The organism is Desulfobulbaceae bacterium (assembly GCA_013792005.1).
Taxonomy (GTDB): domain Bacteria; phylum Desulfobacterota; class Desulfobulbia; order Desulfobulbales; family VMSU01; genus VMSU01.
Genome location: VMSU01000060.1, coordinates 1 through 24,150, shown reverse-complemented (window position 1 = coordinate 24,150; position 24,150 = coordinate 1). Strand labels below are relative to the sequence as shown.

Sequence of the window (24,150 nt, the reverse complement as noted above, 5' to 3'; positions counted from 1 at the left end):
GACTGTTTCCTTGGTAATCGATGGAGCGGCGCTCAACTCACGAACCCGGGCAAGCAAGGCCTCCTTCTCTGCCTGATTGTGAGGACGCTGCTGATCAATAGCCTCATCCTGGCGAGCCTTGACCTCAAAAAAGGCGTCACAACACCCCTTGAACCGTTGCCAAACAGCATCCTGCACCTCTTTGGGCACTGGACCGATCTCTTTCCATCGGCGCTGCAGACCAACAACCTTCTTGGCAACCTGGGTGAAATTGGTGTCCGGGCCAGCTTGAGCGGTCAACTCCTCCACCTCGATACACAACGCCTCCTTGATGGCAAAATTCTCCGGACGCAGGCTGTCGAGCCAACCATAATATCGGTCACAAGCCAACCGGAACCGCTGCCAAATGGCCTCTTCCTGATCTCTTGGCACAGGTCCGATGCTCTTCCAGGATGTCTGCAACTCCTGAAACTTTATTTTGTGCTCGATATCTGGTTGATCGGCCAAGGCCTCTGCCTCCTGACATAGCGCCTCTTTGCTACCAAGGTTGGCCTGACGTTCATGGTCGAGTTCGGCGTGATGGACCTTGCGTCTCCCGAAAAAATGATCACATGCCCCACGAAAAGCGGCGTACACTTCCTGTTCCTTGTCCTGAGGGCCTCGGCCAATCGCCTTCCACCGTGCCTGCAGTGCCTTGATAAATTCTGCGGTTTTCTGCCACTCGCTCGAATCCTGGCAGGCTGTCGCTTCATCGCGTAAACCGATTTTTTCCTGAAGGTTGTGTTCTGCTGTCGCATCGAGCTGTTGAAAAAACTCTCTACAGCGAGTAAAGTTGCGATCAGTGGCCTCATGAAATTTCCGCCACAACACAGGTTCATCCTTGGCCGGGGCAGGACCAATGATCCGCCACTGCTCCTGCAGCTCTTTTATTTTTTTAAATACTCGATGCAGATCTGATTCACCTTCCAGGGCCTCGGCCTCTGTAATTACCTGCATCTTTAAATTTTTGTTCTGCCATCGCAGCCATGATGCTTCCTTCTCAGCGACGTCCAATCGTTCTTCGACAGTAGTCGAAACTTCAGCAAATTCCGGATCAAGGTCGGTAGTCCCAGCAGGCAGATCAACTGGTTGCTGCCACAGTGTTTTAAGTTCGGTAAAGCGCTTTTCTATTACCCTAACATCATCTGTCGATAGCAAGGTTTTCGCTTCTGCCAGGAGTTCCTGACGCCGCTGCCAATTGGACTCTAATCGCATACGCTCGACTTCATCGCGCCGAGCATAGCCTGCCTGTTGCAGTTCGCGGAGCAGGGTGAGCCGTTCGGCAACCTGCTTTCTGTTGATGAGTACTGGCCGCCAGTTATCAAAGGTACGCTGAGCCTCGGCTAGCTCCTTGATGGCCGGCTCCAGATCAAGAAGCTCAATCAAAGAGGCGACCGAATCGAGGTGGTGAAGAAGGTTGACCTCCTGCTCTTTTTCTTGAGCTGCCAGGATGCGACTCTCGGCATAGGTCTCTGTCGAAGCTTTATAACGAAGGAGAATGGTGTCGGGCACAGGCGGGGTTATCTCTTGGATGATCTCAGCTGATTGCTGCTTGAGCGTCTCGAACCGGGACTCCTCATCCCCAGTTGCCGACCCAGCAAGAATCTCGATTTCGGCAAGTATCTGCTGCAAGTGGGTCAGACGTTTGTTTCGTTCATCCTCCTCTGCCCTTTGTGCCGCTTCCTTGGCTGCATGTTCCTGCTGCCGATTGCGAATAACAACGCAGTCCTGTTCAAATTCCGCACTGCCCAAATCCCCTTCAGCGATCTCTCGCCACCTTCGTTGAAGCAGACGGCATTCGTTCAAGGCTGCCTCGGCATCGATAGCTTCAGTGAGCGCTCTGACCCGTTCCATAAGATCTGCCAGCTCAAGCTTTCGTTCTGTTTCTGGGTCTGGTTTATTTCTGGCCGTCTCAATCTCTTCCAACTTGGCCTGAGCCCTGGCCCGAGCCACCCGATTGGAGGCACTCCTTGCCGCCAGGCGGAGCAGAGACTCATCATCAATTTTATCGATTGCGGCAAGGGCCGGACCCTTGCCGCAATTTTTAGTAGCAAGCTCGGCTAATACCGCCTGATTGCCAATTTTCTCAATTGCAGCCTGTCGAATCTCGGGCTCAAGGTCACTTAAGACTATCTCAGCCAGCAACTCGTCCGTACTGATGGCAGCAAGAGCTGTCCGCTTGGCTTCCAATCCCTGCGCATCATAGATAGCATTGCGTTGCAGCAGATCAATTCGATGTTTAATCTCCTGCACGATCACAGGGCCAACATCAGCGCTCACAAGAGAGGTGAGGATTCGCCAATCGTCGATTCCAGCAAGAGCCGCTTGACGTACCCTCTGGTCAAGGTCGGTCGTGGCTATCTGGATCAAGATCTGACGGTCAGAGTCAGACAGACCCTGCACTGCCTTCAGACGGATTGTCGGATCCCTGTGTTGCCACTTCGGCTTGAAAAAATTAAATAAACCCATGTCCTCGGATCAGAGTGGTACTGATTAATATTTTTTATCGGCATAGGCCAGCCACCCACCGGCCAGAACCAAATCACGATCAAAGGAGTTCAAGATAAAGGGATACACTACTTCCGTTGCCCCTTTGGTAATCACCTGCCCCTTGTCGAGATCGACAGCAATCTCGGTAGGACGGGCAGTAAACAGCGCCTCTATGTCAGCCGCCGGCAGTTCAATCGCCAACATCCCGCAGTTGAACATATTCTGCCTGAAGATCCGAGCAAAACTCTCGCCAATGACTACATTGATATCATTGACTTCGAAGACCCAGACGGCGTGTTCCCGAGATGAGCCACAGCCAAAATTTTGCCGGGTAACGACCACCTTGGCCTGTTGCGCCGTCTCGCCTGCCGGATTGAAATCGGGCAGACGCAGGTCTTCAAGCATATAGGGTTTCAAGGCCAGTTTAGAATTTTCCGTCAAGTACTTGGCGGGAATGATTTCATCGGTATTAATATCATTACGGTCCAGAAAAAGGGTGGACCCTCCGAAAGCTTTCATGATGATCTCTCCTTAAAGAAAGGTGCGCGGGTCGGTGATCGTCCCAGCGACAGCAGCGGCGGCGGCAGACAGCGGGCTCATCAGGTGAACCATGCCTCCCTTGCCCATCCGCCCGTTAAAATTGCGGTTGGTGGTTGAGGCGCAGGCTTCGCCAGCGGCAAGAACGCCGTTGCTCATGCCAAGACAGGCCCCGCACGTTGGATTGGTAACACAAAAACCTGCGGCCATGAATTGCTGAATCAACCCTTCGGCTAGGGCCTGATTATAAATGGCAGGGGTTGCTGGGGATAAAATTCCACGTACTCCAGGGGCAATGGTGCGTCCAGCTATAATCTTCGCTGCTTCCCGCAGGTCTTCCAAGCGGCCATTAGTACATGAACCGATATAGACTTGATCAATGCGAGTACCAGCCATGTCGGTAATGTCCTTAACCTCGTCCGGCTTGTAGCCATAGGTAACCTGAGGTCCAAGAGAGGAGATATCGAAGGTCAACTCCTTTGCATAGACCGCGTCGGCATCGGAATGCCATCGTCTGAAATCGGTGACGGCCTGATCGATATCAGCGTATTGGTCCTTGATAAATGGCCAGAGGTATTGAGCCGTGATCTTGTCCGGCATACAGACTCCGCAGGTGGCTCCGGCTTCGATCGCCATATTGCACAGAGTCATCCTCGACTCCATGGTCATGGCCTCCACTACCGGCCCGACAAACTCCATGATCGTATCTGTGGCACCCTTGACTGTCAGGGTCTTAATAATATGAAGGATGATATCCTTGGCATACACTCCGTTAGGCATAAGGCCATTGATAATCACCTTAATGGTCTGCGGGGTCCTAAACGAACATACTCCTTTAAGAATGCCAACTTCAAGATCCGTAGTCCCTACCCCGGCGGCAAACGCCCCAAAAGCGCCATGAGTGCAGGTGTGAGAGTCGCCCATGATTACTGTGTACCCTGGACGAATGAATCCTTTTTCCGGGAACAGCGCATGACAAACGCCATTGGCGCCGATATCAAAAAAATCTTTAATCCCCTGCCGTTTGGCCCAATCACGAATAATCTTGGCCTGGGTCGCTGTTTTAGAATCCTTGGACGGGGTAACATGATCGATAACCGCTTTGATCTTGGTTGGATCGAAGACCCGGTCCATGCCCCGTTCCATCAGGTCGTTGATGGCGATAGGCGTAGTGATTTCATGACACATCACCACATCGATATCCAAGACGACATTGTCGTCAGAAGGATTGTCGCGGTGATGTGCGGCAAAAATCTTTTCAGTAATGGTCTGGCCCATGGTTTTTACTCCATTGAATTTTTTCTAAAATGTCTGTAGACTACCACAAAAAGCCGGGGAGTTCCGATGGCATCTTAACTCTGTTATGCGGTCTAGTTAACCGTAGCTACTCAGTCCCCGCCAACAGGGATCTACCTCCCCTAAAAAAGGAAGTATTGTATACCAAGGTCACACAAAAAAGAAAAGTTTTATGATGGCGCATAGTAACGATACTCCCACACTTGAGGAAAAACCTCTCCACACCATCTCCCTGATCTCTACTATCTTCCAGGAAGAGTACCAGGCTGGATCTACCAGTTTAGGCGAAATCCTACACGATGTGGTTGAACTCTACCAAGGACATTGGCCGGCTTACGAGCCTTGCCAAGTCGGTTACCACACCCTTCAGCACAGCATTGAAGTCGCCTTGCTTACGGCGCGGATTGTCGCTGGTTGGAATCGATCAGAACCTGAAAGTTTTTCCCAAGATCATTTTGTGACGGTGGTCACCGCAGCTCTGTTCCACGACAGCGGCTATATCAAAGACCGTGGCGACACCATAGGGTTCGGCGGCAAGTTCACCTTCGACCATGTGGCGCGGAGTAAACGGATCCTTGCAGAGTACCTTACAAGCAGGGATTGGCCGATTTCACGCATTAACCAAACCGTAGCCTTGCTCGACACCACTGAGTTCAACCACACTCCTGACCTGGATGAATCCTTCCCCGATCCTCTCACCAGACGGCTGGCTTCGATTCTGGGGACTACAGACTTGATCGCGCAGATGTCTGACCTCAACTACATAGCCAATATTCGCGCTCTATTTCAAGAGCTCGAAGAAGCCTACACTATTATCGGGCGAAAAGAACTTGAGCGCCAAGGCCACCGTGTCTTTGACTCGGCTGAAGCCCTTTTACACGAGACCGTCAATTTTTATGAACACAAAGTCCTGCCAAGACTTCGTAATTTTGGCAATGTCTATAGTTATCTGGTCAATTTCTTTGGTAACGGTCGCAACCCCTACCTTGAAAGCATCGTTGCCAACCTTTCTGTCCAACTCTTAGGCAAAGACTCTCCATGGCAGCGCATTGGTTCAATCTTAACAAGCTTGGGAGCTATCTCTCAAGACCAACTCGCCGAGGCCTTGAGAAGGCAAAAATCCTTGGCAAATCCACTACCACCACCTCAAATCGTCTCATTTCAGAGACGATTCCTCAACTGGAGCAACGGCGCTACTGAACAAAAGACCCTTGGCGATATTCTAATCAGCATGGGGGCAATCAGTCCGGCAACTCTCAGCCAAGGTCTGATATCCCAAGTCTTGCCACCACGAGACTTCTCGTCTCTTGATCGTGAACAGATTGAACTCCTGCTTAAAATATCAGTCATGCTTCACGGGGCCTGTCATGATCCTTGGGTCTTTCAACAGATCATTTCCCTGACCGCCTCACAGATAGGTTGTTCCGGCGGCTCAATCCTCCTGGCAGTACCTGATCGTCATGAGATGATCGTTGCCGTTTCAACCCTGCTGGCAAGGGAGCACTTTGAGGGGAAAACCATTCCTGCGGACAAGGGTCTTGCTGGCTGGGTGTTCAGCCACGGACAAGCCGCCATTATTAACTCCATTGACACAGACACTCGCATTGAAAAAGCTTTGGATCGACGTTCACCAAACCCTCCGCAATCTATTCTGGCTGTCCCCATGTGCCACAACAGTGGTCGGTTCGGGGTGATGGAGATGTATGACAAACCAGATGGTTTCACCGATGACGATGCCGCCCTGCTGGTGATGATTGCCAATATAATCGCGGTGGCGCTGGGTGACATCTTAGCGTCATCCTGATGACTCATTGCCATCTCTTCGATGTTTACTTTCAACCACCTTAAGTTATCTTGTCTATGAAAAAGCGTAACCACTCCCTTGCTGCCCTGTTATTGGCTCTCCTTGTGCTGATGTCAGCCTCTCCTCTCCTCGCCGCTCACGGGGTAAGCCTTGACGGCACTTTGAAATATCCCGCCGACTTTACCCGTTTTGACTACACCTCAGCTGAAGCTAAAAAAGGTGGGACGCTGATCCTCTTTGACATCGGCAGCTTCGACAAGATGAATCCCTTCACCCTGAAGGGCACAGCTCCGGAAGGCCTATCCTCACTGGTTTTTGAGCCTCTGGCAGTCAAAAGCCTGGACGAACCATTCGCCATGTACGGGTTGATTGCAAAAGACATTGAACTGGCGAGCGACGGCCTCTCCGTCACCTTTACCTTAAACCCTGAAGCTCGCTTTTCCGATGGTAGCCCGGTCACTGCTGAAGATGTCAAATTCTCTCTCGACACCTTGAAGAGTGATGCCGCCCATCCCTCGTACCAGAGCTATTTTCAGGATATTGCTGCTGTCGAGATCCCCAAGCCTGGCACAGTTGTTTTTCGTTTCAGCCGCAAAAACCGAGAACTGCATCTCATCGCCTGTGAATTGCCTGTACTGTCCAAGGCCTTTTACACAGCACACCCGTTCTCGGACGGTGAAGGACTTACTCCGCCCATCGGCAGCGGTCCTTACTCAGTCAAGGATGTCATTCCCGGCAAGGGCATCACCTATCAGCGTAACCCGAACTATTGGGGCGCCTCTCACCCTACTCGCTCAGGGATGTTCAACTTTGACACCATCACCTACAAGTATTACAAGGATCAACTGGTAGCGGTCGAGGCCTTCAAGGCCCATGACTTTGACTTCATGCCGGTCAATATCGCCAAGCAGTGGGTGAGAGATCTGACCGGTTCCAACTTCGAGCAGAAGAAGATCATCAAAGAGGCCCTGCCTCATCGTAACAACGCCGGGATACAGGCCTTTGTCATGAACCTGCGACGGTCCCAGTTTGCCGACCGCAGGGTTCGCCAGGCTATTGCGCTCGCCTTTGATTTTGAGTGGACCAACAGCACCCTGTTTTTTGATCAATACACCCAGAGCAACAGCTATTTCAGCAACTCCGATCTGGCAGCAAGCGGCCTGCCTTCCGGCCTTGAGCTGAACCTTCTGGAACCATTTAAAGATCAGCTGCCTTCCGAGGTCTTCACCACAAAGCTTACCCCGGTATCCACCAAGCCCCCTCACAGCCTCCGCCAAAACCTGAACCAAGCCAAGACCTTGTTGACTGAGGCAGGCTGGCAGGTCAAGAACAATGCCCTGACCAACAGCTCGGGTGATACATTATCCTTCGAGGTTCTGCTAGTCTCATCCGCCTTCGAGCGGGTTATCGAGCCCTATGTCAACAACCTCCAAAAACTAGGAATCAAGGCCACCTACCGAACGATAGACCCTGCCCTCTACTCGCTCAGGGTCAAGGATTTCGATTTCGACATGGTGGTCAACGTCTTCGGACAATCTCAGTCGCCCGGTAACGAACAGCGTGACTACTGGCACTCAAGCGCCGCCGACCAGCAGGGCTCGCGTAATTTGATCGGCCTTAAAGACCCTATCATCGATACCCTGGTGGACAAGATCATCTATACCGAAAAACAAGATGAGCTTAACGCCGCCTGCCGGGCCCTCGACCGCGTCTTGTGGTACGGCTACTATCTGGTCCCCAACTGGTACGTTGCCAATCACCGCTTGGTTTATTGGAACCGCTTCGGCAAGCCCGCCACCCTGCCCCTCTACTATCAGCCCGATCAGGCGCTGATGACCTGGTGGCTGACTGGACCATGACCTCTTATATCCTTCGTCGCCTCCTGTTCATGATCCCGACCCTGTTCGGGGTAATGTTGGTCACCTTTACCGTAACCCAGTTCGTCCCCGGCGGTCCGGTAGAGCGGATGCTTTCGGAAATCCAGGGCCGAGGGGCAGGTGCTGAGGCCAGCGCCGGTCGCACCGGTCTCTATCAGGGTCGTCAGGGTCTTGATCAGCAACAGATGGACAAACTGAAGGCCATCTACGGCTTCGATAAACCGCCGGCAGAGCGTTTTGTCACCATGATGAGTAACTACCTCCGCTTTGATTTCGGGGAGAGCTATTATTACCACCGCCGGGTGGCTGATCTGGTAATCTCCAAGCTACCGGTCTCCATGTCGCTCGGATTGTGGAGCTTCTTTATCACCTATCTCACCTGCATCCCCTTAGGCATCAAAAAGGCGGTGCGGGACGGTTCTACCTTCGATGTCACCACCTCAGTCGCCATCCTGATCGGTTACGCCATCCCCGGCTTTGTTCTTGCCATTCTACTGATCGTGCTCTTCGGCGGCGGCAGTTTCTGGAATATCTTCCCTCTGCGCGGCCTGGTTTCAGATAATTGGCGGGAACTGCCCCTGATCCACAAAATCCTGGACTACCTCTGGCACATGGTGTTGCCGGTGATATCGAGTACGATCGGCAGTTTGGCGGTAATGACACTGCTCACCAAAAACAGCTTCCTCGAAGAGATCCGCAAGCAGTATGTCATCACTGCCAGGGCCAAGGGGTTAAGCGAGGGCGCAGTCCTCTACCGCCACATCTTCAGGAACGCCATTATCCCCATCATCACCGGATTTCCCGGCTCCTTCATCGCCGCCTTCTTTACCGGCTCACTGCTGATCGAAACTATCTTCTCGCTCGACGGCATGGGGCTGCTCGCCTACGAATCGATGATGAATCGAGACTACCCCGTGGTCCTGGGCACCCTCTACTTCTTCACCATCATCGGCCTGGTGGCTCGGCTCTTGTCCGACTTAAGCTATGTGCTGGTCGACCCCCGCATCTCGTTTGGCAGCATGGAGGACAGGTGAACCATGGCTGGCATTCGCGATAGTATCGGCAGACGGCGCTGGCGGCGGTTTTGCACCAACCGCCGGGGTCTGGTCAGCCTGATCATCTTCACCATGATTTTCTTTGTCACTCTGATGGCTGAGGTGGTCAGTAACGACAAGCCTTTTTTGGTTATCTACCAGGACAGCCTCTATTTTCCAGTGCTGAAGAGCTATCCCGAGACCATCTTTGGCGGTGATTTCGATACCGAAGCTGATTATCGTGACCCCTTCATCCTTACCCGGTTGACCACCCAGGGCAACCACGCCTTCTTTCCGATCAACCCCCACAGCTTTGATTCGATCAATCTGGGACTTGATCAGCCAGTGCCGTCACCTCCCAGTTCGGCGAACCTTTTGGGTACCGATGATCGGGGCCGTGATGTTCTGGCTCGGCTGATCTACGGCTTCCGCCTCTCCATCCTTTTTGCGTTGACCTTGACTGCTATTGGCACCGGTATCGGCATCATCACCGGTGCGGTGCAGGGTTATTTTGGCGGCAAGATCGACCTCCTAACACAACGCTTTATCGAGATCTGGGGCTCAATGCCTGAACTCTATCTCCTGATCATCTTCTCTTCGATCTTCAAGCCATCAGCGCTACTGCTCCTGATCCTGCTGTCGCTCTTCGGGTGGATCGGGCTTTCCGATTATGTCCGGGCCGAATTTCTTAAGGGTCGGAATCTTGACTATGTACTCGCCGCCAAGGCCTTAGGCGTCGGCAATGTCACCATCATGTTCCGCCACCTCTTGCCCAATGGCATGACCCCGGTAATCACCTTCCTCCCCTTTCGGATGTCCGGGGCCATCATCGCCCTCACCAGTCTCGATTTCTTAGGGCTCGGAGTGCCGCCTCCGGCGCCGAGCTTAGGTGAGCTTCTCGCTCAGGGCAAAAACAACATCGAGGCCTGGTGGCTTTCCATTTGTAGTTTCGCAGTGCTGGTCGGAACCCTGATGCTGCTAATCTTTATCGGCGAGGCCCTGCGCGAAGCCTTTGATCCAAGGAAGGTATAGCGATGACCATGCTGACCATCACCAACCTTTCCGTTCGCTTCACTGATGACCAAGCAGCGCAACCTGCGGTCAACAACGTGTCGCTCACCTTAGACCGGGGCGAGACTGTCGCTTTAGTGGGAGAGTCCGGGTCCGGAAAATCAGTCACCGCCCTCACCATCCTCCGATTGTTGGAAACGGTGGCCAGGGTAGAGACACGTGGTTCGGTTATCTATAACGATCAAGAGTTATTGATCATGTCGGAAGACCAGATTCGTCATATCCGCGGCAACCGGATCGCCATGGTCTTCCAAGAGCCTATGACCTCGCTTAACCCGGTTTATACCGTTGGCCACCAACTCCTGGAACCCCTGCTGCTTCATCAGCACATGACTCGTGATGCGGCCAAAACTGAGGCTATCCGCCTCCTCAATCGTTGCGGTATAGCTGAAGCTGAATCCAAGTTCGAACATTTTCCTCATCAACTCTCCGGCGGCCAGCGACAGCGGGTGATGCTGGCCATGGCCTTGGCCTGCCGACCCGATCTGCTGATTGCCGACGAGCCGACCACGGCGCTCGATGTAACGATACAAGCCCAGATTCTGGCGCTAATCAAAGAGATCCAGGTCGAAATGGGTATGGCAATCCTGTTGATCACCCATGATCTGGTCATGGTCAAAAAGATCGCCGAACGGGTCTACATTATGAAACAGGGGGAAATGATCGAGAGTGGGAAAACGGAGACGATCTTTGATCAACCAAGGGAAGCCTATACCAAGGAACTGCTGGCGAGTATTCCGCATCGGATAAAGACATATAATACTAACGAGAATAGAGTTGTTTGGGCCAAAAACCTTACAGTTGACTTCACAGAAAAAGCGGCCTTTTTTCGCCGTAAGGCTAAAATGACCAGAGCCGTGGACAGTGTCGATATTGCCATCCGTCAGGGAACAACCTTTGGTATCGTCGGTGAATCAGGCTCCGGCAAAAGCACCTTGGGGCTGGCTCTGCTTCGACTACTCAATGCCAGCGGCGAGATCCGTTACGGCACAATCGATCTCCTGGCCTGCCCTGCCCGGCAGATGCTCCAATATCGCCGTCATCTCCAGATCGTCTTCCAGGACCCATTTTCCTCCCTCTCGCCTCGCCAGACTATCGGCCAGATTGTCGGCGAAGGACTTCGTGTCCATGAACCAGGCATGACCAAGACTCAAGTCACCACCCGCATCGAGGAGACCTTGCTTGAGGTGGGACTAGACCCAACCATGACTAGCCGCTACCCTCACGAATTCTCAGGCGGTCAACGTCAGCGCATCGCCATAGCCAGGGCCATTATCCTCAAACCCCATTTTTTAATGCTGGACGAACCGACCTCTGCCTTAGATATGACAATCCAAGCCCAAATCATTGCCCTGCTGCAGGACCTGCAGGCCAAATACCAGATGACCTACCTCTTCATCAGCCATGATCTGAGGGTAATCCGCGCCTTAGCAGACGACTTGGCAGTGATGCAAAAAGGGAAAATTGTCGAACAAGGTCCGGCAGAAGCCATCTTCTCTGTCCCTAGTCACCCCTACACCAAGGCCCTGCTCTCCGCCGCCTTTCTTAATACAATGAGCTGACCGCGCCCCGGTCACACTCACACGCTGGCGCTGAATCACAGCAGAGGTACTTCTATGTCACTTCCAAAACATTCTTTCGCCAACTGAGCCATAATTATAACCAGCCCCAGCGAAGAGAGATCAGAGCTGAGGATCTATATTTCCCGGCCCTCCGCATTCAGGAGTATAGCAGGTGATGTTTTTGAAATCACAAATCTCACCACAACTTGGGCATTTTTCTGGTGGTGTCGGAGTTTGAACAGTTCTTCCACACCCTCCGCACTTCCAATGCGGATCTTCGTTTACCCTTAAGGTCGCGCCATGAGGAGAATAGCCGCAATGCCCACATAATGTCTGTATTTCACTGTAATCTTTTCCACATTCCTCACAAATACCCTCTTTACTCTGTGCCATAGGTTACTCCTGGTAATATTGGATAATTCTACCTGAATGCCCATGAATTTCAAAATAATGACAGATAACCGTGACGCATCCACCGGGTGTAGAACTATGTAGACATTCCGACACCCGTCATGACTGTGTTTCGCCAAAAGAATTCGATTCCGACTCAAGCTCTCGTATGCGTTCAACGATATTGACAGCAAACGCATCGAAGTGCTCACCAATTTTTCGGAACCCTAAGTTTCCCTTTGTGCTCGAGTCAGCAAATTTCACGAACCCCTCTGGCACAATAATGAGATCTTCATCATTGGATGTACCTTGTGTTATGCCCTGCCACTCCGCTGTTCTCAGCACGTTGCGCAGTATCCCTTGGATTCCCCCAATCTGAGATTTCAGATCGTGTTGCAGTTTTTTAAGTCGCTCATTCTCACTTTCAGTAGGAATTGCTTTGCCTTTCAAGGCATCATGCTCAAAGTCAAAGGTTTTCACCACTCGTTCTCCATCTAATTGCGCCTCATTCAAGGCGATAGAGACCTCTTCAAAAAGTCCTCGCCGTATTTTCCAACACCCTTTTTCCTGTCCATGAATGAACGCACCCCGAAGACGCCTACGCTGGAGTCTGACATTCTGAAAAAATGTCAGCACTATTTCGTAAACTTCTTGAAGTCGCTGAACTCGCTTATCGAGAGCAGTTTTTGCTACTTGACGCTCAGAGAGAATCCTTTCCTTTGATCTCTGCACGCGGCTATAGGCAAGCGCAAAACCGCCAATGGCTACGGTACCCAATAAAAATGGGAATACTTTATCATACGTATCGGGACGCAAGAGGAATGGAACATCGAGAGGATTATCTTTATTTTCATAAAATGCCGCCAATCCGATGGCAGCAAACAAAGCGATAAGCGACAAAAGAAAAATGAAAAAATCAAAAGGTTTTATTCGTGAAATTTCCATAGTGTTCCTCCGTGAATCACGATTCAAAACTCTTCTTCCTGCTGAAAGCTTCTCGTCGAATCAGGTATCGGCTTTAATGTGGTTGTTAGCGACTATTTTTCATCTTACAGTTTTTCAGTGTCTTTATTGACTTTTACCCGTGATACCAGAATTTTGTCAACCCTTCTGCCATCCATATCAACAACTTCGCATCTCAACCCTTTCCACTCAAAAAGCTGCCCTTCTGAAGGCACAGCCCCGAGTTTCGCCATTACGAAACCGCCTACGGTGTTCATCCCTGCTTGCTCTTTCTCGCTCAGTCTTCCAGTTTCCATGTAATCCATGAACTCATCCAGCGGCAGACTTCCGGATATCAGCAGGGAACCGTCTTCGCGCACCACTATTTCTCTTTCGCTTTCAACTGTATCCTCAACGTCTTCAAAGACGGAGCGCAAAATATCTCCGAATGTAACGAGTCCTTGGATTTCGCCATACTCATCCACCACTAAAGAGATATGCATTCCAGATTTCTTAAATAACTCCAATACATTAACCGCTGGTGTTGTCTCAGAAACAAAAAGAGGCTTATGGCATATTTTTTGTAAATTAAACGGTTTCTCTTCCATAACAAGTGACAGCAACTCTTTTCCTCTAATAACTCCAACAACATTGTTAAGAGTATCTTTTACCACGGGATAGGATGAATATTTATGCTGTGCAATCTTGCGTTTTGTTTCCTCTTGGCTTTCATTCAGGTTGAGACAGATAATTTCCTTTCTGGGTGTCATCAAGACTGACACACGACGATCAGCCAAGCGAAAGACACGCTCGATCGTCTCCTGCTCAAACTCTTGAAAAGTCCCAGCTTGTGTTCCCTTGCCAATCAACAATTTTATTTCCTCTTCTGTTACAACTGACTCGACTGAAGCTTTAAAGTGGAAAATGCGAAGCAACACATTTGTAGACCCGCTAAGTAAAAACACCAACGGATACGCCAGTCGTGAAAGGCGATTTATCGTGGGGGCAACGAAGCGGGCAAGCGTTTCAGGATTATTGAGAGCAAGCCGTTTAGGAACAAGTTCGCCGATTATCAGAGATAAATAAGTTATACAGATAACCACGATTGCGACGCTGATGGTCTCGTCGTACGGGGCGAGTAAAGGGATAACAGCAACATATGGCGCTAGTAATTCCGCAATGGTCGCACCTCCAAAAGCACCCGCAAGAATACCGATAAACGTAATGCCGATTTGGATGGTAGATAAAAATCCGTCTGGTTTATTAGCGAGTTTCAGCGCGGTGTATGCCCTTGCATCACCTTCTTTCGCCATCTGTTCCAATCGCGTCTTCCTGGCTGAAACAAGAGCAAGCTCCGACAACGCGAGCAACCCGTTCAAGAAAACAAGAAAAATGATTACTCCTATTTCAATCCAAAACAAACTCATATAAGAATTTTCTATCCTGATTGAAGTTTAATATTATCTACGGCTCAACTCTCAGAGTTGAGCCGTAGATAATATGAGATGCGTGCTTAGCCCGTGCGTATTGTGCCCGTGTTTGTGGAAAATTTCGAATATTTTTTTGTAACTGCCTAGCATCTGCGGCACTGCTGAACAGTTACGTTTCTGGGCTTCGGCACCTTTCTGGGTCAGAAGGTGGATAGTTACTATTTTTTTTGACAATATTGTCAGCATTGTCAATTGGACCCATTTTTATCGATGCCACTTAAGGCCTGTGGTCATCTCAAATTGTAGTGCTCCCTGAATTGTTTTTCAGCCTCCACGGTTCCGATAAGGAGTAGTTCATCCTTCTCTTGGAGGATCATCTCCGGATCAGGGTTGAGACTTAGTTTACCTTCACGAGAAATCGCAACCACGTTACATCCCGTCATTTCCCTTATTCTGTTTTCAACGAGGGATTTGCCTGCAAGTGTTTCTCCTGCTGAGGTGCGAAAAATACTTAGCCCTTCAACAGCCATTAATGTCTGATCTGGTTTTAACAGATTCATAATGCAGTTTGATGCCATCGAGGCATATGACATTACCAGGTCAGCTCCAGCCCGGTGCAGTTTCGATACTGTTCTCTCATCGCTTGCTCTACTGATGATCTGAATGTCAGGTCTCAGCCTGCGGCAATAGATGGTGAGATATATATTGATGTCATCATTGTGAGTGGTAATGAGGACTGAGCGGGCATCCATGATCCCAGCTTTATGTAACACATTGATGTCTGCAGCATTACCCAGGATGCAATGATCATGGTTTTTGGTAAGTGCACGGCTTTTTTCCACAATTTTGTAGGGAATTTTGTGTTGCTCGTGAGCTTCTGCTGCGGCATTACCGACTCTTCCTCCTCCTAAAATCAGGGCTTGCTGCTTTGTAGATACCATATCTGAGGAGACTGAAAAAAGGGCATCGAATTTTTCTAGATGTTCCGCTGAGCCTGCCAGGACCAGCACTGTCGTAGAAGTGATTAATGTTTGTGGATGTGCTCCTTTGAAGCTCCCCCTTTCCCAGAGACCGGCAACCGTTACCCCGGTCTTTTCTCTTAGTCGAATTTCGGCAAGTGTTTTTCCTTCGAGCCCAGTACGCATTGCAGGAACTTCAGCGATGAAAAGCTGATCGTGCATCCATATAATATTGGCTCCTAAGCTGACCCCGATAGTTCTTCTCCCCAGTGACTTGCCGAGTTCTTTCATAAATTGGAAAACATAAGTACTGCCAGCGATTTTTAAAATGTCAACGGAATGGTCATCGTCGGCATTAGTGGCAATAGGTACTTTTGCGCATACCTCTCTAATCGTGAAAGTTATACTGGTATTTATCATATCATCATTGGTGGCAACTACAAGAGCGGCCTCTTGGATACGTAATCGATTGTATGTTTCAGGGTCGCCATAGTCACCAATCACAACTTTATATCCTAAGTCGTGGATCTTGAGCGCTTTCTGCATATCGTCAACTAGGATTACATACTCGTATTTGTTCGTGTGGAGCTTTTTTATGAGTTCCTCAGTCATCACATCAAGATTTGTAAGAATAATATGGTTTTTAGTGTCCTCTGGTAATTCACGAGGAGTTCTTGCCTTTGACTGGACCTCAAGCCACGGTGCGTAGAAAAACTTGATGAAGGTGAACGGCAGCATTACGAGCAAGTAAACAATACCTGTCAAGAGAACGACTATTGAAAAAATCAACCCTACATCGCTTTTGAAGGTGATGTCGCCAAAGCCAAGGGTGGACATAACAGTGAGCGTCCAATAGAATCCCGTGATCCAGCTGTATTTTTTTCCTTCAAGAAGCATCAGGAAGTGGAACAGGACACTGTATGAGGTGATTATGGCAGAGAGAACCAGGAAAAACCGGAGTAAGAGTCTGAAATTTCTACTCTCTTTATTGTCAAGGAGAAAGAGAGAGAGCTGGGAAGGGATGAATTTCATCGTTAGTCAGTAAGTTGTGGTGGTTGATCACAAAAAAATCGTGAAATTGGAGTCTACCATGGGAGTTAGCAGATGACGCATCACTCATAAAGAGAATATCCAGCCCTCGACAAAACAGATTCGTTCACCAAAAAACAACCAAAAAAATATTACCAGATTAAATGTTATATGTTCCTCGAAATCATCTGCTCGAAAAGTTGCTCTGTGTCTTCCCTTCGGCACAGCTCTGTGCCAGGGGTCATGACGGCTGCAGCACCTGCGGCGACACCGAAACGGACAGCATCTCGGAGCGAGTTTCCTCGCGTGAGGCTCAGCACAATACCAGCAACCGTGCTATCTCCGGCTCCCACCTTACTTACAATCGGTACGGTCGGCGCTTGGATACGTTCATAATCTTCATGTGACACCATCAAAATACCGGCAGCGCCAAGAGAGATTACCACCACTTCGCATTGCCCGCTCCGGATAATTTCCATTGCCCTGCTCTTAATCTCCGACTCATCTATTATCTCTTTCCCTACCAATTCTCTGAACTCACGGATATTTGGTTTGATCAGATAGACGCCTTCGCTCAGTGCGAATTGCAGAGGCTCGCCGGACGTATCAACAATGACCTTAGCGCCAAGATCTTTACCGATACGAGCTACTCTGGCATAAAAATCATCTGGAACTCCAGGCGGAAGGCTCCCGCTAGCGACAATGATATCAATCCTAGAATTAATAACAGACAACTCATGCAAGCACCGTTGCCATTCCTCGTCAGACAAGGTCGGTCCCGGCATACCGAATCGGTACTGCTGCCCTGTTGATTCTTCGGCCACAACGAGGTTTTCTCTGGTCCACCCATTAATCACAATCGGACGATGATCGAGTCCTTCCTGATCCAAAAGGTTCCTGAGAACTTCACCTGCCGCCCCCCCTGCGGGATAGAGAGCAAAAGATTTTCCTCCCAATTTTTTTATAGCACGAGTGACATTAATACCTCCGCCACCTGGCTCAAATTGAGGTTTTTTACAATATAGTTTTCGTTCTGCAATAACATGTTCGATACTTGAACTTTTGTCTATTGCAGGGTTCATGGACAACGTAACAATTGTTTTCAATCATCTACCTCTAACCTATGAGAACGTAGTTGTTCGCTGTTTAGTAATCGGATCAATGACACTGAGACAAGAAGATTTTGAATCAAAATGGGAACCGTAATTTCCCTCTGAGTCAAAACAGGTCTGGTAAAAACCAGAATCATTGACAATGATGAAAAATATATTTCAGAAAAAGTCATCATTTTTTTCCGGTGGTCAAAAAGAGCAGTGTCTTTTCCTTGTGAAAGGGCATAAATTTGTGGATAAGATGAGAGCCGGTGACCCCAGTCTGTCGGAGCAGTTACTGTTTTATGGTCTCCCATTTTTCTCCTCGAGCACCACCACAAAAAATGAGACCGATCAAATCCCGCGAAAGAAAGCTGCCAAGACAAATATGACAAATATATTGTCTACTTTACTCTCGTACTCTTTTAACAGTCCCGTTACTGATCATCTGGTGGAACTGGACCAGAAGCGCTCTTTCTTCTTGATCTATTACTCCATCATCGTGAGCCATGGCCATAATCTCATTATATTCGGATGGAGTTATCTCCAAATCAGAGATGGCATGATGGATAAGTGACTTAAGAGTCGTTGCCGATTGGCTAGTTTTTTTCATTGTTTTCCCCTTCTTTTTTCTTTTATTAAAAAACGATTAAAAGTCCAGCAGTTCACTAAGAAAACTTTTTCGTTTTTTTTCGTTTTTGTAGTAACCCTGCGATCCATGCTGATACTTTCCGGATTCCTTTTCTTTGTTTTTCTCTTCAGCTACCTACAGAGGTTATGCATTTATTATACGAATCCAGTTTTGTCTAATTCACAACGGTCAAGCCAAACACCCCGACATTCCGGACAATAGTCAATTTCTATACCCTGACAGTCTGATATTGTGAGGTTTACATCTGTGCATATTGAACACTTCATTTATTGTCTCCTTACTTTGTCTCTTGATGGTTGATTTGAGGTAACTTAACTGTCCAGCAGCACCACATCTGCCTTGTCATAAGCCTGCTCACATAGACGGGCTATAAGCTCGCAGGCTTATTTCGCGCTGATGCAGATGTGGTGCTGCTGGACAGTTACAGTTCCGGGTATATGTTCATTTTGGGGTTGGAGCTGAATAGTTACGATTTGAGTTTCAATATTTTACAAGTGAATCTTGTTGACCCATCCTTAATTGGCTCTTTGTTAACTTTCACGCTTGATAAAGTATAAAGAGATCGCATTTCATATTAAAAAGTAACCAGTCTCTTAATTCTCTCCTGGACTGGAGGATGCGTACTGAACAGCCGTGACAGGGTTTGGCCGTTCAACGGATTAACAATATACATCTGAGCGGTGGCCGGATTAATTTGCATGGGAAGCTGCAGGTTATACTCTTCCAATCGTTTGAGGGCGCTTGCCAGACCTTGCGGCTTACCGCAGATTTCTGCACCAGTGGCATCAGCCATGTATTCCCTGCTGCGGGATATGGCCATCTAGATTATCGTGGCAGCCATGGGAGCAACAAACATCATAACAACAGAACCTATTACGTTCCCACCTCCTTTTTCATCATTATTTCTGCCGCCGAAAATCATAGCCCATTGGACCATGGTGGCCAGATAACTGATCGCGCCAGCAAAGACTGCAGCAATAGAACTTATCAGGATGTCACGATTTTTGATATGGGCCAACTCGTGGGCCAAAACACCTTCCAGTTCGTCACGGTTCAACAGACGAAGCAGCCCTGCTGTTACCGCCACGGCAGCATGTTGAGGATTTCTCCCGGTGGCAAAGGCATTAGGGGTCTCTGCCGACATGATGTATATGCTGGGTGTAGGCAATCCGGCTCTTTCTGCCAAATATTTAACCATAGAGTGGAGTTCTGGCGCCTCAGAACTGCTCACAGGTCTGGCCCGGCTCATCGTTGAGGCTATTTTGTCACTGAACCAATAGGCAAAAAAGTTCATCCCTAGCGCCATGAACAGCGCCATAACCATGCCACCCTGCCCTCCCATGATCTGGCCAGCAACCATGAACAGGGCGCTCAATGCCGCCATGAGTAAAAAGATTTTCATGGTATTCACCATCGTTAATGCCCCCCTCCTGTTATGAAATATTTTCGTAACTTGCGTTGTGTAAACATCAGGCTCCCCTTATCCGTAACTGTGCAGTCCGGAAAGCACGTAGTTCACTCCATAGTAGGTGAACATCACCGACGCAAAACCGACAATGGAGATCCAGGCGAGTCTTGTTCCTCCCCACCCTTTTGTGAAACGGAAATGCAAAGCTGCAGCGTATATGAACCAAGTGATAATCGACCAGGTTTCTTTCGGGTCCCAACTCCAATAAGTCCCCCAGGCGGAGTTGGCCCAGATTGCCCCGGTGATGATGCCTATGGTGAGCCAGAGAAAACCAAAAATTAATGACTTGTGGATTATATCTTCAATGATTTTCAAAGGAGGCAACTGCAACAGAATTTTCCCCTCTACCTTCATTGCGCTTTTGCTGTTTTTTACTATAAATACAACGCCAAAGCCGCAGGCCACAGCAAAAGCAGCGTATCCAATAAAGCAGGTAACCACATGGGCGATGAGCCAGTTGCTTTGCAAGGCAGGCACAAGGGGAGTGATAGCTGGGTTTTTTAATTCAGCAAGTCCCATGGCTATGGCTGCAAAGGGCATAGCAAACGCGCCCAAAAAACGGTTTTGGTATGTAAATTCCAGCCACAGATAAAAAATGGCGATGGACCAGGCAAAGAATACCAACGATTCATACATATTTGACAGAGGAGCATAGCCTATTCCCATCTGGTGAGATTCAATCCACCGTAGACCGATCCCTGCAGTGTTGATCAGAAAGGCGATAATTGTGATCGTGGTTGCAGTAAAACCAAATTTTGTGGCGCGAAAAACGAAAAGTCCAATATAGACAACCGCAGATAATAAATAGGCGAATGTTGTGATGCCAAGTAGTTGTGAACTGTCCATGGTAGACCTCTTTTATTGACCTTTTTCGAAATAGATGACTCTGTCGGGGAAGTATTACAACAGGTAGTGATTGGCTGGGGCAGAAGAAAGTACTGGCAACTGATCAATCAATGACTAAGCTGCCCTGATCGATCACGAGCTGTTATCCATTTCAGATCAATTTCAAAAACCCATTCACATTGATCAATCGAGTGAAAAAAATTTCCTTGGGTTCTCAAAAATTGGAGCAACTCGTTTTCTGTCAATTCCTTGCCTAAATGACCGCATAATTATTACGATTTTTCCTGTATTTAAATCAAGAATAATACAAATTAACAATTAGGACAAATAGATAATTTAGCTACAATGGTTCGAAAAAAACGAATCGGAAGTTATGGAGTGGATTAATTGACATCAAGTTGTTTATTGTCATTGGCTAGGGGAGTATACGCAAGGCCAGTGAGCGATTCCGCCTGACACTGCCAATTATCATCGCAGTGATTGTAATCCCCAAGAAAACACTCGACTCGGCGCCGGACACTAGAAAAACATTATTTAAAAACCAGTAACTACTCAAGTTGTCGGTTTATGGTTGACAGTTGACAGTTAACGGTGAATGGGTCCTGCCAATGGCTGAGAACACACTGGCATTGAGTATCATGCGATGATTAATGACAAACCATGATTCTTTTAACTCTAAACCGATAACTGATTACCGTTAACCTGTGTAGTTACGAAAAACATATGGATACCCGATGATGACAAACTTGATTGTTTGTATATTGAAAGCAAAAAGAGGACTGAGCACTGAACTTCATTTCTGCGGGGGATTCTGTTCGTCAAAGCCAGCCCAGGCGTGGAACTAAGTTTTTGCGTCCCTTGTAATTCAATGTATTTCGGATGGCAGAATAATTCTCGCGTCTGCTGCCAAGCAACGGTTTTCATTACAGAAAACCGGGTTCAGATCAATGGATTCAATTTCGTCCGCCACATCGACCACCAGCCGGGAAAAGGCAACCATAAGATCGGCAAGGGACTCCATGTTTACCGCCTTGGCGCCGCGAAATCCTTCGAAAAGCTCGCGGGCTTTGAGTTTGTGCACCATTGATTCCACATCATTTCTGTGCAGAGGGGCCATGTGAATAACTGTATCCTTGTAAATTTCCACGCTGACACCTCCAAGGCCCAGCATCACCACCGGGCCAAACTGAAAGTCAATTTTAGCGCCGATGATCAGTTCGATGCCGCTGCACATTTCCTCAAGATGAACACCGGCAAAGCCTTCAATTCTGCTCATTTTTTCAAAGCCGGCAAGCAATGCCGCATCGGTGTCGATGCCGATCATGACACCACCCACATCCGACTTATGCAGGACCTGTGGCGAAACAATCTTCATGGCCAATGGATACCCTTGTTTTGCCGCAAAATCTCGGGCCTCCTCCGGGCTCTTGGCCCAACAGTAGGCGGGGACCGCGACCCCGGCCAATTGCAGGATATCCTTGGCATCCGGCTCCATTACCCAGCCGTACTCCCTGGCAGACATGGCGATAATATCTTTGATCTTGCTTGTTAGCATGATGATCTCCTTCGCAGTGCCTCGGCCATCAAGACAGCACCCTCGATTGATGGCGATACCGGCACTTGATTCAATTCGAAACCTTCGATGAGCATCCGGTATTTATCCACATGCGGCACGTAGGCGATTAATGGTTTGTCGGCCTTTTTGGCAAGCTGGCTGATGCGGGCGCTGAGATCGGAGGAGATCCCCGGCAGATAAGGAAGCAGCAAAACCAAAACACAATCAATTTCCGAGGATTCGAGCATGGCGGAGGTGGCCGTGGCAAAATCATCTTCCACGGCGCTGCCGGTGAGGTCAAGGGGGTTGCCGAGTGCGGCAATTGATTGAATGCTTGGTGAAAGGGAATCTCTTAACAGTTTCTGCGCAGATTCCGACAACAGCGGCACCTCTAGGTCATGGGCCATGCAGGCATCAACCGCCATGGCGCCGTGACCGCCGCTGCCGGTAATGATGCCGATTTTTTGAACCGAACAACTCTGATAGTTGCTTAATGATTCGCAAAAGGAGAGCAGTTCCAGTTCATTTCTTGCTTCAATAATACCATATTGTGAAAAAATATCGGAAAGGACTTTATAATCGCCCGCCAAAGAGGCGGTATGGCTGGAAACCGCTCTTTGGCCGCCACTGGTTTTGCCCGCCTTCATAACGACAATCGGTTTCTTGCATTTTCTCGCGGCCTCCACAAACCTACGACCTTCCTTGTGCCCGAAGCCTTCAATATAAAAAGCAATAACAGAGGTGGCTGCATCCTCTGCCAGGTGTGCCAAAAGTTGTTCTTCTTTAACCAAGGCCTTGTTGCCGATACTGACAGCCAGCGAAAGTCCTATGCCTTCCCCCGCAAATTTCACCAGGAGATCCACTAAAATGCCGCCGCTTTGGCTGACAATCGCAACTTTGCCCTTCTCAGGGGTGACCATCCGCTCACTGGGCAGAAAGAAAGTATCAACCAGGGACGGCGCATAGATCCCCAGACAGTTTGGTCCGACAAAGGGAAACTCCGCTCTTTTTGCAATTGCCACAATTTGATCCTGCAGGTCCTGTCTATCCGCCTCGGCAAAACCGCCGGAGATAACTACCGCGCCTTTCACTTTTTTTACGATGCACTGCTCCAGGATCACAGCCACATGCTCCGCCCGGACGGCGATAACCGCCAGGTCAACATCTCCGTCAATCTGGTCAATGCCCGTGTACACCCTTTCGCCTCGCAGTGTGCCCCCACGGGGATTTACCGGGTACATCCGCACCGGAAAGCGCAGGAGGTTCTTGTTGTAAATCACATTGGCAGGATGCCGGTCATTGCTGAGAGAAACTCCACAAACCGCCATACTTGTAGGTGCAAACAGAGGTTTTAGATCCATGTAATCTCCCTTGGTTCATTCTTTAGTTGTTTTGACTTTGGCCAATGTCGTGAAGGCGGATCATTTATTGACCTTCGAGTATGCTGCCCAACTTGATAAGTTGCCATTCATTCCAGTTTTATTTCAAAAAACCATTCACATTGATTAATCGAGAGAAAATCTTCTTGGGTTCTCCAAAATCGGCTTAGTTCGTCTTTTGTTAATTCCTTTCCTTGACAAACTCATAATTATTGCGATTTTTCATGTAGTTAAATCAAGATTAATACAAAAAAACAATTAGAGCAAATAGATAATTTAGCCATAATAGTTAGATAAAAACGAAAATTACAAGTAACTATCCAGCTCCTACCGAAATAGGAGTGACTATTCGTAACTGTAACTGTTCAGCAGCGCCACAGATTGCGGTAAGCGGACCGGCGATGCGTAGCCAGTCTACATGAGCCGGGCCGATCGCCGCAAGATGTGGTGCTGCTGGATAGTTACAATTATAATTATGTATAGATTAACTTAAATCAACCCGAGACGGTCTGCACGTATCGCGAGAGACCCAATATATGCGATTTATATTGACCAACGACCCGGTCCAATATAAATCGCATATCTTTGACAATCTCGCAAAAAGTCCGGGGATGGCTAAGCAAAAGGTACGATATGTAAGGCGCGGGGTGTGTTTTGTGAGTGAGGCCATACATATGGTATGCCGAACGAGCAAAACCGCCACGCAACGCAGTAGATCTG

The 24,150-nt window shown here is 48.9% G+C and carries 19 protein-coding genes and 1 pseudogene; 5 read left to right on the top strand and 15 right to left on the bottom strand.

Translation table 11 applies throughout. From position 1 onward, the window contains the following. The 3 genes from FP815_03485 to FP815_03475 form a co-directional block, all read right to left on the bottom strand. On the bottom strand, window positions 1-2,487 hold a 2,487-nt coding region (locus FP815_03485; protein ID MBA3013998.1), incomplete at its 3' end, for a DUF349 domain-containing protein. Between the two features lie 24 nt (window positions 2,488-2,511). Continuing rightward, window positions 2,512-3,027, bottom strand: coding sequence for a 3-isopropylmalate dehydratase small subunit (locus FP815_03480; protein ID MBA3013997.1), 516 nt, complete (start codon window positions 3,025-3,027; stop codon window positions 2,512-2,514). A 12-nt stretch (window positions 3,028-3,039) separates the two neighbouring features. Continuing rightward, entirely contained in the window at window positions 3,040-4,323 is a 1,284-nt protein-coding gene (locus FP815_03475; GenBank protein ID MBA3013996.1) for a 3-isopropylmalate dehydratase large subunit, read from the bottom strand. Window positions 4,324-4,513: 190 nt separating this feature from the next. Between FP815_03475 and FP815_03470 the strand changes: the two genes are divergently transcribed. The 5 genes from FP815_03470 to FP815_03450 are packed head-to-tail and all read left to right on the top strand — an operon-like array spanning window position 4,514 to window position 11,689. Then, the gene (locus FP815_03470; protein ID MBA3013995.1) at window positions 4,514-6,145 is read left to right on the top strand and encodes a GAF domain-containing protein; all 1,632 of its coding nucleotides are present in this window, start codon (window positions 4,514-4,516) and stop codon (window positions 6,143-6,145) included. A 56-nt stretch (window positions 6,146-6,201) separates the two neighbouring features. Next, on the top strand, window positions 6,202-8,004 hold the full coding sequence (locus FP815_03465) for an ABC transporter substrate-binding protein (protein MBA3013994.1): 1,803 nt from the start codon (window positions 6,202-6,204) through the stop codon (window positions 8,002-8,004). Continuing rightward, entirely contained in the window at window positions 8,001-9,056 is a 1,056-nt protein-coding gene (locus FP815_03460; protein ID MBA3013993.1) for an ABC transporter permease subunit, read from the top strand. Before FP815_03465 ends, FP815_03460 begins: the two co-directional genes overlap by 4 nt. A 12-nt stretch (window positions 9,057-9,068) precedes the next feature. Next, complete coding sequence (locus tag FP815_03455) at window positions 9,069-10,088, top strand: ABC transporter permease (GenBank protein ID MBA3013992.1); 1,020 nt, start codon at window positions 9,069-9,071, stop codon at window positions 10,086-10,088. 2 nt (window positions 10,089-10,090) lie between these two features. Further along, on the top strand, window positions 10,091-11,689 hold the full coding sequence (locus FP815_03450) for an ABC transporter ATP-binding protein (protein ID MBA3013991.1): 1,599 nt from the start codon (window positions 10,091-10,093) through the stop codon (window positions 11,687-11,689). Window positions 11,690-11,809: 120 nt separating this feature from the next. Here the strand turns inward: FP815_03450 and FP815_03445 are convergent, their stop codons facing one another. From FP815_03445 to FP815_03390, 12 genes and pseudogenes are all read right to left on the bottom strand, one after another. Next, the gene (locus tag FP815_03445; GenBank protein MBA3013990.1) at window positions 11,810-12,082 is read right to left on the bottom strand and encodes a hypothetical protein; all 273 of its coding nucleotides are present in this window, start codon (window positions 12,080-12,082) and stop codon (window positions 11,810-11,812) included. A gap of 117 nt (window positions 12,083-12,199) precedes the next feature. After that, window positions 12,200-13,024, bottom strand: a complete 825-nt coding sequence (locus tag FP815_03440; protein ID MBA3013989.1) for a hypothetical protein — start codon at window positions 13,022-13,024, stop codon at window positions 12,200-12,202. A 104-nt stretch (window positions 13,025-13,128) separates the two neighbouring features. Beyond that, entirely contained in the window at window positions 13,129-14,448 is a 1,320-nt protein-coding gene (locus FP815_03435) for an HlyC/CorC family transporter (protein MBA3013988.1), read from the bottom strand. A gap of 293 nt (window positions 14,449-14,741) precedes the next feature. Beyond that, window positions 14,742-16,442, bottom strand: a complete 1,701-nt coding sequence (locus tag FP815_03430) for a potassium channel protein (GenBank protein ID MBA3013987.1) — start codon at window positions 16,440-16,442, stop codon at window positions 14,742-14,744. A gap of 164 nt (window positions 16,443-16,606) precedes the next feature. Continuing rightward, a complete protein-coding gene (locus FP815_03425) occupies window positions 16,607-17,545 on the bottom strand; it encodes a 1-phosphofructokinase family hexose kinase (protein ID MBA3013986.1) in 939 nt (312 codons plus the stop codon). Then, complete coding sequence (locus FP815_03420; GenBank protein MBA3013985.1) at window positions 17,542-17,847, bottom strand: hypothetical protein; 306 nt, start codon at window positions 17,845-17,847, stop codon at window positions 17,542-17,544. The genes FP815_03425 and FP815_03420 overlap by 4 nt, the downstream gene beginning before the upstream one ends. A 92-nt stretch (window positions 17,848-17,939) precedes the next feature. Beyond that, window positions 17,940-18,143, bottom strand: a complete 204-nt coding sequence (locus FP815_03415) for a hypothetical protein (protein MBA3013984.1) — start codon at window positions 18,141-18,143, stop codon at window positions 17,940-17,942. A 173-nt stretch (window positions 18,144-18,316) separates the two neighbouring features. Then, window positions 18,317-18,448, bottom strand: coding sequence for a hypothetical protein (locus FP815_03410; GenBank protein MBA3013983.1), 132 nt, complete (start codon window positions 18,446-18,448; stop codon window positions 18,317-18,319). Window positions 18,449-18,756: 308 nt separating this feature from the next. Further along, window positions 18,757-19,593: pseudogene (gene htpX / locus FP815_03405) on the bottom strand (zinc metalloprotease HtpX). Window positions 19,594-19,662: 69 nt separating this feature from the next. Next, window positions 19,663-20,496, bottom strand: a complete 834-nt coding sequence (gene ccsB / locus FP815_03400) for a c-type cytochrome biogenesis protein CcsB (GenBank protein MBA3013982.1) — start codon at window positions 20,494-20,496, stop codon at window positions 19,663-19,665. Window positions 20,497-21,361: 865 nt separating this feature from the next. Further along, window positions 21,362-22,051, bottom strand: a complete 690-nt coding sequence (locus tag FP815_03395; GenBank protein MBA3013981.1) for an acetyl-CoA synthetase — start codon at window positions 22,049-22,051, stop codon at window positions 21,362-21,364. After that, on the bottom strand, window positions 22,045-23,412 hold the full coding sequence (locus FP815_03390; GenBank protein MBA3013980.1) for a CoA-binding protein: 1,368 nt from the start codon (window positions 23,410-23,412) through the stop codon (window positions 22,045-22,047). The genes FP815_03395 and FP815_03390 overlap by 7 nt, the downstream gene beginning before the upstream one ends. Window positions 23,413-24,150: the final 738 nt, after the last annotated feature.